Here is an 11070-nt window from a genome sequence, read left to right as displayed (position 1 = left end):
AAAAAAATAATTACGAGTATATTAAATTCTATTAATTGAGGTTATATGCATATGAATACTTTTTTATTTTATAGTGTCCTAGTACTTATTGGGATTCTATTGATTGCCAATTCAAGTGATCGTATTATTAAGAATCACATTTTTATAAAAATTGCGTTTGGTGTTATTGTCGTATTAAGCAGTTGTATAATTTCTTATGCGATTTTAGGACATGATGAAGACTCTTTTTATAATGCAATACATTACTCTTTCGGTATAGGATTGTCAGTAATGTGGATACTTGTGAGAAAATTTGAAGACGAACCTGATAGTAAAAAGAAAACGGGGTTATATGTAGGTTTTGTAATATTTACGCTATTATTAGTAATGACGAGTTAATTACCGTGAATTTAAAAGTATTTTAGGCGCAGTTTTATAACGGCTTTAACAAAATTACCTTAGACATTTAAACTGTACCCCGGATAACGGACAAACATAAAAAAGTGTCCTTATCCGGGGTTATTTATGTTTCGATAGGTGAAATGCTTCTGGACGGAAGTTTCGATGAATAAAAATATAAATACAGAAATTCAGAAGGAAAAAAGTGTATCACTATTGGACAAATCATCGTGGTGATTCGTGATAACGCAGGCAATGAAGCTGGTTCTTATACTTATGATGCCTATGGGAATGTATTGAAGGAAGTCGGAGTAGTGGCTAAAACAAACTCAATTCGTCATTCGGGCTATTATTATGATGTGGAAATAATGTAATCCAGAGAACGGGAGATTCTTAGCTAGACTCACATCCAGGATATGCCTCATGAGCCGTTATCACAAAATGGTTATACGGATTCAAATAATAATCCTGTGATGTACGTTGTTCCGAATGGTCTATATAGTAATAGAACGAAATTACAAGCGGAAGAAAATAAATATATTAAGTTATGAGAGGTAGTTCAGTGGTCAAAATTTTATACATTTTTATATCTATAATATTTTGTTTAATAATGATCCGACTATATTTCTGGACAAGGCCAAGAAGGAAAACGGATACTTCTGATCTGAAAGTTAAAATATACCTATAATTATTTGTTTTATTTTTCATACTTTACCTTGTTGCAACTGTTCTTTTGAAATTCAACGAGTAGAAATAATTTAGTGTTAATAAGTTACTCTAAAGACGTTAGGAGATTCAAAGAAAGTCATGTGGATGGATCTGGATTTTACCCCGAATAATGGAAATGATAAAAGGTCCCTTATTTCGGGGTTTTTCTATGTCCTCATACTAAAACCTGTTTATAAATAATTAGGAAAACCCTATTAGACAAGGCTAGCGGCTCTAAATTGTGTCGACGGATACGCTTTGCACCGATGCTTGGACGGCATTTTCTACTCAAGCATAAAGCAAGGGGTTGTAACACTATCGTTTTAATCAGGGCACAGAACGTGTAAGAGGACTTTATCATATTCAAAATCTCAATAATAAATTGAGGTTATTTGCATATGAATACATTTTTATTTTATAGTGTCTTAGGTTTATTTTGGGTTCTATTAATTGCCAATTCAAGTGATCGGTTTATAAAGAATCATATTTTTCTGGAAATTGCGTTTAGTGTTATTATATTAGGCGGTTGTATAATTTCATATGCGATTTTAGGACAAGATGAAGACTCTATTGATAATGCGATACATTATTCTTTCGCCATGGGAATGTCAGTAATGTTGCTGCTTACGAGAAAATTTGAAGATGAACCTGATAGTAAAAAGAAAACTGGGGTATATGTAGGTTTTGTAATATTAACGCTATTATTAGTTATGACGAGTTGAATATGGTGATTTTCAGAAGAAGATTCTATAAACAGGGAGGATTCATGAAAATAAAGTGTAATTGCCCACAAGATACTCATGAAATTATAATTGAGGCTGATTATGAAACAGATCCAGTTTGGTGTAAAAATTGTGGCAATAATTTGGACATCGATGAGTTGCCATTGAGTCAGAATTTAATGATAGAAGTTAAAACATGGGCTATGAATTATGGGGAATGGATAGATTGGGAAAACGACAACTTGATTGTAAATGGAGAACAATTAGAAATAAAACATAACCAAATCGGGCAAAGTTTAGCGATGAAAATTAAAGAGGAACTCAAAGGGTTTTTGGTAAGTTTTAAACCTTCGGACACTGCAACATTATATAAGCTTCAAAACTGAGGGATGATATTGGGGATTTTTTTTGAAAGAACAAATGACAAACAGAACAGTAAATTAGTAATTTTTAAGGGGTTAACTATTAGTTTTACCATTGTAGTTTTATCGATAATGAGCTTCTTTTATGGCATGGATGATAATTTGTATTTTAATTTAGTCGTTAGTCTATTTTTACTTTTATTTGGAGTGGAGCAAATTCCTAAAAGGAAAAAGCTCGCATATATATTATTTTTTATTTCTACGGTTTTTATTTTCGTGAATTTTTTATATCCGTTGGTTAGTGAGGCAAAGTAGAATGGAAATCAGTATTTTTACTAAATTGGAAAAGAAGCTTGTTGTGAATATGACTCGAAAAAGTTTGTGGTCATGAGAAAATAGAGTAGGAACCCAAAATGATTTTTCTACAGAGAAGAGGAGTGGCTTGATGCTGCCTCTTCTTTTTCATGGGCTTTAACGTCCTATCAAACCATATAGGATAAGCTTTCCGATCTCCGCCGTTTTTGTTTGATGATCTTCCTTCGTTTCCCAGCTTGCCTGGATGCTCGCAGCGATTTCAAGAAACTCCATGACTGTTTCCGTTGAAATGGAAGCATCGATTGTGCCTTCCTTTTTTCCAGATTCGATGAATACTTGCAATATGTCCCTTCGGATCTCGTTCGCGCTTTCTTTGTATAAATCCACAAAAACTGTATCATGTAACGCTTCCTGTGAGAAGTATTCTTCCAAGAGCTGATGAGGCTTCTCGGCACAAATGGAGACTGCTCGTAGCAATTTTTCTTTAAAGCTGATGTTTTCTAGAAGTAAATCGTTCACCATCTGTGTTGTTTCCTGCATCAGAAAACGCGCACATTCCTTAATTACACCTTCTTTGTTGCCAAAATAGTTGTAGATGGAAACGGAGGATACGCCTGAATGGGAGGCAATTTCATTAATGCTGACGTTTGTGTACCCTTTGTCTCGGAATAGTTCTAGAGCCGCTTGGATGATGGAGTCTTTCTTTTTTTTCGTTCTGATTTCATATTTGTTCATGACATTCCCTCTTATTCGTTGATACATGTATTATGACATAAAACGGGTAGTTTTTAAACATACGGGATTATATTTAAAAACTTTTGACAAATCGCGGAGATAACTATATAGTAGTTTTTAAATATGGTTGGTTAAATTTAAAAACTTTCAAGGAGGACAACAAGATGAAGATTTTACTGTTTGGGCGGGGTGTGATGGCGACCCAGTACGGATGGGCGCTTGAAAAGGCAGGGAACGAGGTCGAATTTTATGTGCGACCGGGAAGGGCTGCCCATTACGGTGATTATGTTGACTTGGATTTATTGGATGGCCGAAAACATAGAAAAGGAATCCCGGTCCGAGAGCGATGGTTTATTACAATGCGTGAGGAAATCAGTCCAGATCACGACTATGACCTCATTTTCCTCAGTGTGAACCACGAGCAATTCGAGGAAGCGTCTAAAATAGTGGGCGAACGCGCGGGGAACGCGACCATTTTAATTTTCAATAACGTGTGGGATGATCAAGGGACTGTAGCCGCACGGCTGCCAAAAGATCAGATATTGTGGGGCTTTCCAGGTGGAGGAGGGGGCTTTAGAGGCAAAAATAAATTGGAAGCAGGATTTTTAAAGTCGATTTACTTGGAATCTGCCGCTACCGCTTCCTCCGGGGAAAGGCACCAAAGTGTTGTCGATCTGTTCCAACAGGCAGGCTTCTCCGTATCCTTGCAAAAAGATATGTACGCCTGGTATTTGGAGCATTTTATCCTGAATGCCGGTATGGCTGCGCAGGCATTGAAGATGGGAAGTTATCAAAATATGTATCAATCTCCACAATACGTAAAGCCAGCTCTGCTGTTAATGCGTGAAATGCTTCCTATGATTGAAGCAAAAGGGCGCAAAGCTAGCTTCGGCATGAGGCTGATGCTGCACCTGCCTGCTAGTTTAGTTGGGTATGGAGTATATAAACTGATTACGGGCGGGACGCTAGCAGGCGCAATCATGGAACGGATGGAAGATACAGCATATATCCCACATGAATCGTTCGCCTTCTTCCCAAGAGATGTATTGGCTGACGCGAGACGGCTCGGCATAGACCTTCCGCGGCTCACAGCACTCGAGCCGTATTTTCGGATGAAAGATTAATTGCTTAGGGCGGAATTCGCGAGTAAAGTGGTCAAATTCACGAGTAAAGCACCAATTCACGAATAAAGTCGCCAAACTCGCGAGTAAAGCACCAATTCACGAATAAAGTGGCCAAACTCACGAATAAAGTACCGAAACTCACGAATAAAGTGGCCAAACTCACGAATAAAGTGGCCAAACTCACGAATAAAGTGGCCAAACTCACGAATAAAGTGCCGAAATTCACGAATAAAGTCGCCAAACTCGCGAATAAAGTACCGAAACTCACGAATAAAGTGGCCAAACTCGCGAGTAAAGCACCAACTCACGAATAAAGTCGCCAAACTCACGAATAAAGTCGCCAAACTCGCGAATAAAGTACCGAAACTCACGAATAAAGTCGCCAAACTCACGAATAAAGTAACGAAACTCACGAGTAAAGTACCGAAACTCACGAATAAAGCACCAACTCACGAATAAAGTCGCCAAACTCACGAGTAAAGTACCGAAATTCACGAGTAAAGTGCAGAAACACACGAGTAAAGCACCAATTCACGAATAAAGTCGGCAAACTCACGAATAAAGTCGCCAAACTCGCGAATAAAGTACCGAAACTCACGAATAAAGTCGCCGAACTCACGAATAAAGCACCAACTCACGAATAAAGTCGCCAAACTCGCGAATAAAGTACCGAAACTCACGAATAGGGTGGTTATTTTTTTCTTGAATCCAAAGATGTTTTAGGCAGGGTGCTAGAGCACCTTGCCTTTTTTATTTTATTCCTTTTGGAATTTCATGTGTTTGGCGTGAGTATCCTTAACTATCTCCACTGATTTTTTTCACAGCCTGATGTGCTAGCAGCGCATTTTGATATGTACGCGTACAGGTCGAAACTTTTATTCAGGTCATTCGTATATGTTAACATCTGGAAAGGAGGAGGTTTTTCATGGACGGTTTTGGCGGAAGTGAGGAATGGATGTTCACGATTGCTCCAGAGTTTATTGGAATCATGTTTGTTATTTTATTTATCATCATTATCTTTCAATTATTCAACGGGGCTCGTCAATGGAAGAAAAACGAGGAATCCCCTCGCTTGACTGTTCCTGCCGTTGTAAAAAGTAAACGGACCAAAGTGACGAGGCATGCTCACACAAGCGATCAATATATCTCTTCGCATAGTAGCTCCACGATCTATTTCAGTACTTTTGAATTTGAGGGTGGAGATCGGTTCGAATTCCCTCTTTCAGGCACGGAGTTTGGGATGCTTGCAGAAGGGGATAGCGGCACGTTAACGTTCCAAGGAACAAGGTATCTTGGTTTTGCCAGGAAGGATCATGGAGTCTCATAATCGATGAGCTTTATAAATGAAATTCGGGAGAGTGAAATCATGAATGAAAAAGGGTGCATGAAATGCGGCAGCAAGGATGCGGCCAAAAAGGACGTAGCCATGACTGGAACTGGATTGTCAAAGATGTTCGATGTCCAGAATAATCAATTCACGGTAGTGTATTGCAAGCAATGCGGCTATTCGGAGTTTTATAATAAGCAATCATCGGCAGGCAGTAATTTGCTTGATTTATTCTTCGGATGATCATGGCAAAAAAGAATCTTCTTTTATCCGAAAAGGAGATTCTTTTTTCATATAATGTAATCTGATTTCATGCTTGTTGCTTCAAGGTTGAGAGTGATACATGTAGTTTGTCTTCAATTTCTTTAATCCTTTGATACAGTGTATCACGCTCTAATTGTAATGAAAGGAATATCTCATCAGGAATGGTGAAATGTAAGAAGCCTTAATCCCGAAGGAGCTGGAACCTCCGATTATGAGCAAAGCATAAAGTCATTTAGAAAGGAAGCTGCCCGTTATTAAACAGGCGGCTTTTCATTTTTGAAAAAAGTCTTGAACGACTTTTGTAAATTCCTTGGCGGCTGGTGAGAGGTGTCTAGATGATTTCATGACCAATCCAATCTCCCGGGAAAGCTCCGGTTTCAAGGGCAGACTTTTGATGCGTTCTGGTTTTTCCGGTAATGCCAGGTTGGGCATGATCGTGATTCCTAGTTTCCCTGCTACCATGGAGAGGACCGTTTGGTTGTCTTTCATGTCGTATGAAATGCTTGGTTTTATTTTGGCTTCAAGGAACTTCTCTTCTATAAGTGTTTCACAGCCGGATCGCAGCATGATGAATGGCTCATCAACGAATTCCTCAAGGTTGATTGCGGTTCTCCCTTTAAGTGGATGGTCTTCGTATACGACAGCTGATAAAGGATCTGTTAGCAGAGGGATGAATTCCACGTTCTTCACTGGCTTTGCTGCAAAGCCGATGTCCACTGTTCCTTCTTCGATCCATTTTAAGATTTCCTCATATCCACCTTCATGAATCAGCAATTCAATCGTAGGGTATTTCTCTTTAAAGGCAGAGAATAGCTGCGGTATGAATTTGGCAGTGAAGCTTGGAAAACTGCCGATCGTTATTTTCCCGATTTCCATTCCATTCACAGCGGCAACCTTTTGTTCAATATGTGTAAGGTTGGCAGCGATGGCCCGCATATGTGGAATAACCTGTTCTCCCGCAGTCGTGAGCGTTATGCCTTTTCGATCACGCTTTAATAAAGTCACACCGAGTTCCGCTTCAAGCGCTGTCATGTTATGGCTTACCCCTGATTGAGTAAGTCCGATCCGGTCTCCCGCTTTCGTAAAACTTCCAGCTTCAACAACATGTAAAAAGACTTCCAGTTGAAAAAAATTCATATTCTCCACCCCTTTCTTCTAATGTTGATTATACATGAGAAACTCTAATCTAAGTGATGAAAAACATTCATTTTACTTATGTTATGGTCGAGAATAAAATAAACATACAAATAAAATACGAAGCGGGGATGTAAAAGTGATGAAACGGAAATACGAGCAAATTTTCACGCCGTACACGCTTGCCAATGGAACGGTTCTTAAAAACAGGATGGCTTGGTTTCTGACGAGGAGTTGGCTTACTATAAAAGAAGATCGGAAGGACCAGCGATGTTCATTACTGCAGCTGCCGCCATTTCCCCTGTTGCTACGAGCTTTCCCCGGCAAATGAAAGTATATGGCGAGCAAAGCATCGCTGGACTCACACAGCTTTCAAAAACAATCAAATCAAATGGTGCAAAAGCGATTCTTCAGCTTCATCATGGCGGAAGCGAAAGCCTTCCAAGCTGTACGGGCGGAGAACGAATGGTGAGTCCGAGTGGTATCATTGCAGGTGTTTATAAAGAAAGGGGAGGGGAATACATGCCAAGGTCCATGAGCCAGACTGAGATTCTATCGACTATTCAAGACTTTGGAAGGGCCACACGCCATGCCATACGTTCAGGATTCGACGGCGTGGAAATTCATGGAGCGAATGGATATCTCCTTCAGCAGTTTTTCTCACCCCACTCTAACAGACGGACAGATCATTGGGGAGGGAGCTTGGAGAATAGAATGAACTTTTCACTTGCCGTCATCGCGGAGGTGAAGCGGATTCGTGATCTATACGCTGACAAGACCTTCATTATTGGGTATCGCTTCTCCCCCGAAGAACCGGAAGCAGGCGGATTGAAAATGGATGACACAGCTGCATTGGTGAACAAATTGGCAAGTCAAGATCTTTCCTATTTACATCTTTCTGTTAAAAATGTCTGGTCGATGCCAAGAAGCGGATCGAACAGGAGGGAAACAAGGACCGAAATCTTCCGCGATATCATCGCTGGCAGGACCAGCTTCATCTCTCTCGGATCTATTTATACTCCTGAAGAAGCAAATGCTGTGCTTGAAAAAAACATTCCGCTTTTCGCCCTAGGCAGGGAATTATTGATGGAACCAGATTGGGCGGCCAAAATAAAGGAAGGCAGGGAAGACGAAATCATGACGACCTTGCCGCGGGATAGCAGGTGTACATTAGCTATTCCAGATCAAATGTGGGCCAATATCATCACTCGTGACGGAATGCCCGAGAAATGATAGCATTAGCTAAACGAATAATACAAGGAGAAAAATATATGAATAGAGTAGCACTTTCTCAACTGTTCCTTGCGATGGCTATCTTCGGTTCCGTCGGATTCTTTTCGGGACGAACGGGACTTCCTGCATTGGAACTGGTTTTTGTTCGCTGCATATGTGCTGCTATATTCTTATGTACAGCCTGGGTGGCTACAGGACATTTCAAAAGGGAGAAATGGGATAGTAGAGAGGGCATGTTGATCGTTTTTTGTGCGGTAACCAATTTGTTAAATTGGATTTTCCTGTTTAAATCATTTGAGCTGATATCCGTGACCATCGCCATTTCCCTTTATCATTTAGCGCCAATCATTGTACTTATCATAGGGAGCTTCATCTTTAGGGAGAAGATGTCTTTATCCTCCATCCTGGCCATTTCATTATGCTTCATTGGCACCTTATTGATTATGGGGACGGATGGATTTCGATCAGCCTCTCCCCAATGGGAAGGAATCATCTATGGAATCATTGCGGCGTTTTTCTATGCGGCAACGATGCTTTTAGGAAAAAGCATTACAAAGACGAGTGTCTATGCGACCACCTTCCTGCAAATGTTCATTGGCTTTTTATTGCTGCTTCCTTTTGTTGATTTTTCCGTGTACACCACGCTGCATGCTTCGCAATGGTTTTACACGATACTGACTGGCATCATCCATACTGGCGTTGTCTATCTTCTGTTTTTCAATAGCATTCGCCATTTGCCTACAAATGTAGTCTCTTTCATGATCTTTGTAGATCCGGCAGTTGCGATTCTTTTGGATATTCTGCTTTCGGGGTTTGTGCCGGATAAGATGCAAATCTTGGGCATTTCCTTGATTTTCATTGGGATGATCTATTCACTTAGATCGACAAAACCGACTGGAAATGAAATTATGCAGAAAAGACCTCACACCATGTGAGGCCTTTTTTTTTCCTATTGATTAAAATGATACACATCCCAAATGTCAGGTGTTTCCGCTCCGATGTACCAAGCAGATACACCGCCGAGATGATTTTGTCTTACTAGATCAAGACGAAGCTTCATCGATGTTTTGTCTTCTATCCAGATTTGATGCTTTTCCCCATTGGAAGTATACTCAACGTAATTTTGTGAGGTGTTTTTATCCCACACCTTTTTAAGCTTATGAGTTGAAATGATTTTATTGACCTCGGCCATGGTTCGGTCATGACTTTTCACTTTATTGGTCGATAGATCGGTTACCCATTCTCTCGTATAAAATGGCACGGCCAAAATAATCTTATGAGCAGGTACGTCTTTCATTAAAAGCTTCGTTCCTTCTTTGATCCAAGGTAAAGAGGAAACGGACCCGGCAACCGGGCTTCCGCCCCAATGCTCGTCATAGCCCATGATGATGATATAGTCCGCGATTTTGCCAAGTTCTTTCCGATCCAAACTTTTCGACCAGAAGGGGTCTGCGTTTTCTCGGGTCACATCCACGGATATGGTGATTCCGTGAGGTTTTAGCGCCTTTTTCAGTTCGCTTATGAAAAGGACAAAATCCTTCTTATTTTTTGGATCGATGTTTTCAAAATCGATATTGATTCCATCACTCTTCGTTTTAACTAGTGAATCGCGTAAAGTTGCAACTAACTTCTGCCGTTTTTTTGTATTTCCTAGTACAGAATCAGTTAAAACAGGGTCAAACTTATTTCCAATAAGCTGCCAAACTTGTTTTCCTTGTTTATGAGCGTATTGAACGTAGTTTGTATCTACAGAAGCGGAAACGAAATTACCGGTATCCGTCAGCGTATAAGAACGTGGAGACACTACATTTAAATTCGGATGTTTCAGCTGCTGCGTGTAGTTTTCCTTCGATCCATTATGCTTCCAGCCCATGACGATACGCTTTTGCGCCTTTTTTTGGAGTTGGGATTTCTTGATCCAGCCCTTTTTTCCGCCAAGCAATTGAACCTGGTAGTAATAATCGGGAATGTTCAATTTTTGCCCAACTTTAAGCGAAGAAGTCCGTAAGTTGTTTAATTTCGTCAAATCACCCGAGGCTACCTCGTACTTTTGGGAAATCTTCCACAATGTATCTCCTGAAACAACCGTATGCACCTTATACGTTTGCGGTACCTTCAATTTTTGCCCAACCAAGATGTCGGAAGAGGGTAATTTGTTTGCTTTTTGTAACGCACTAACGGTAACCCCATATTGATTAGCAATCTTCCATAATGTATTTCCAGTCTTTACTGTATGTATAATAGGCCTCGAAGAATCCCCGGCAACAGTGGAAATGACGGGATACGCCTCGCCCTTTTTTAAGGTGTATAGCAATGAAGAATCTAGATTAGGAGAACTATAAACCTTTGTATTGCCCGCTTTAACCGAACCGATGTATTGCGGTTGACTTGCTGCCTTGCCGCTGGTCGGAAAAAGACATATACAAAGAAGGCTTAACATAACGAGATATCCAATGAATTTTTTCACTATTATTCTATTCTCCTTCTTGTTGATCATGATACCTTCACTAGTTTACTATGGAGAATCTCCAGAAAATAGAGGTACATTGTGGAAAGCATGATCGCTGCATAAATGAGTGAAGCGCTTTATACAATGACAATTCAANTGATAAAACGATGAATCCGTAGATAAAAGCGCCCAACTTGCAGATAAAATGCTGAAATCGTAGATAAAATCGCCCAACTTGCAGGTAAAATGCTGAATCCGTAGATAAAAGCGCCCAACTTGCAGATAAAACGCTGAATCCGTAGATAAAATCGCCAAACTT

General features: G+C 40.1%; 14 protein-coding genes and 1 pseudogene. 12 read left to right on the top strand and 3 right to left on the bottom strand.

Annotation, left to right across the window (positions count from 1 at the left end; all coding sequences use genetic code 11):
- Positions 1–51 precede the first annotated feature (51 nt).
- The 5 genes and pseudogenes from ASU00_RS22690 (at position 52) to ASU00_RS22680 (ending at position 2194) form a co-directional block, all read left to right on the top strand.
- Complete coding sequence (locus ASU00_RS22690) at positions 52–378, top strand: hypothetical protein (RefSeq protein ID WP_057915717.1); 327 nt, start codon at positions 52–54, stop codon at positions 376–378.
- A gap of 230 nt (positions 379–608) precedes the next feature.
- On the top strand, positions 609–752 hold the full coding sequence (locus ASU00_RS25590; RefSeq protein ID WP_161809775.1) for a hypothetical protein: 144 nt from the start codon (positions 609–611) through the stop codon (positions 750–752).
- Between the two features lie 534 nt (positions 753–1286).
- Positions 1287–1465, top strand: a pseudogene (locus ASU00_RS25185) (IS1595 family transposase); the annotation flags it as partial.
- Between the two features lie 19 nt (positions 1466–1484).
- Positions 1485–1808 (top strand): hypothetical protein, encoded by a 324-nt coding sequence (locus ASU00_RS22685; protein ID WP_057915716.1) that lies wholly within the window; start codon positions 1485–1487, stop codon positions 1806–1808.
- 44 nt (positions 1809–1852) lie between these two features.
- Positions 1853–2194 carry a hypothetical protein gene (locus ASU00_RS22680; RefSeq protein WP_057915715.1) on the top strand — a complete coding sequence of 114 codons (342 nt, stop codon included), beginning with the start codon at positions 1853–1855 and terminating at the stop codon, positions 2192–2194.
- Between the two features lie 447 nt (positions 2195–2641).
- On the opposite strand, the gene ASU00_RS22670 is transcribed toward ASU00_RS22680, so the two are convergent.
- Entirely contained in the window at positions 2642–3220 is a 579-nt protein-coding gene (locus ASU00_RS22670) for a TetR/AcrR family transcriptional regulator (protein ID WP_057915713.1), read from the bottom strand.
- 164 nt (positions 3221–3384) lie between these two features.
- Here ASU00_RS22670 and ASU00_RS22665 point away from each other — a divergent pair, with 164 nt between their 5' ends.
- The 5 genes from ASU00_RS22665 to ASU00_RS22655 all read left to right on the top strand — a co-directional run bounded on the left by ASU00_RS22665 (position 3385) and on the right by ASU00_RS22655 (position 5914).
- Positions 3385–4344, top strand: a complete 960-nt coding sequence (locus ASU00_RS22665) for a ketopantoate reductase family protein (protein WP_057915712.1) — start codon at positions 3385–3387, stop codon at positions 4342–4344.
- Positions 4345–4451: 107 nt separating this feature from the next.
- Positions 4452–4658, top strand: coding sequence for a hypothetical protein (locus ASU00_RS25585; RefSeq protein WP_161809774.1), 207 nt, complete (start codon positions 4452–4454; stop codon positions 4656–4658).
- 141 nt (positions 4659–4799) lie between these two features.
- A complete protein-coding gene (locus ASU00_RS27020; protein ID WP_152983830.1) occupies positions 4800–4988 on the top strand; it encodes a hypothetical protein in 189 nt (62 codons plus the stop codon).
- Positions 4989–5269: 281 nt separating this feature from the next.
- Positions 5270–5671: a DUF2500 domain-containing protein gene (locus tag ASU00_RS22660; RefSeq protein ID WP_057915711.1), complete on the top strand. Its 402-nt coding sequence runs from the start codon at positions 5270–5272 to the stop codon at positions 5669–5671.
- Positions 5672–5710: 39 nt separating this feature from the next.
- Positions 5711–5914 carry a zinc ribbon domain-containing protein gene (locus ASU00_RS22655; protein WP_057915726.1) on the top strand — a complete coding sequence of 68 codons (204 nt, stop codon included), beginning with the start codon at positions 5711–5713 and terminating at the stop codon, positions 5912–5914.
- 291 nt (positions 5915–6205) lie between these two features.
- On the opposite strand, the gene ASU00_RS22650 is transcribed toward ASU00_RS22655, so the two are convergent.
- Positions 6206–7072, bottom strand: a complete 867-nt coding sequence (locus ASU00_RS22650; protein ID WP_057915710.1) for a LysR family transcriptional regulator — start codon at positions 7070–7072, stop codon at positions 6206–6208.
- Between the two features lie 267 nt (positions 7073–7339).
- Between ASU00_RS22650 and ASU00_RS22645 the strand changes: the two genes are divergently transcribed.
- On the top strand, positions 7340–8302 hold the full coding sequence (locus tag ASU00_RS22645) for an oxidoreductase (RefSeq protein ID WP_057915709.1): 963 nt from the start codon (positions 7340–7342) through the stop codon (positions 8300–8302).
- Between the two features lie 38 nt (positions 8303–8340).
- Entirely contained in the window at positions 8341–9237 is an 897-nt protein-coding gene (locus tag ASU00_RS22640) for a DMT family transporter (RefSeq protein ID WP_057915708.1), read from the top strand.
- A 14-nt stretch (positions 9238–9251) separates the two neighbouring features.
- Here ASU00_RS22640 and ASU00_RS22635 read toward each other — a convergent pair whose 3' ends face one another.
- Entirely contained in the window at positions 9252–10769 is a 1518-nt protein-coding gene (locus tag ASU00_RS22635) for a LysM peptidoglycan-binding domain-containing protein (RefSeq protein WP_236712811.1), read from the bottom strand.
- Between the last annotated feature and the right edge of the window lie 301 nt (positions 10770–11070).

This window comes from Peribacillus muralis, assembly GCF_001439925.1.
Classification (GTDB): Bacteria; Bacillota; Bacilli; order Bacillales; family DSM-1321; genus Peribacillus; species Peribacillus muralis.
The sequence above is the reverse complement of the archived record's forward strand: the minus strand, read 5'-3'. Positions and strand labels throughout refer to the sequence as shown.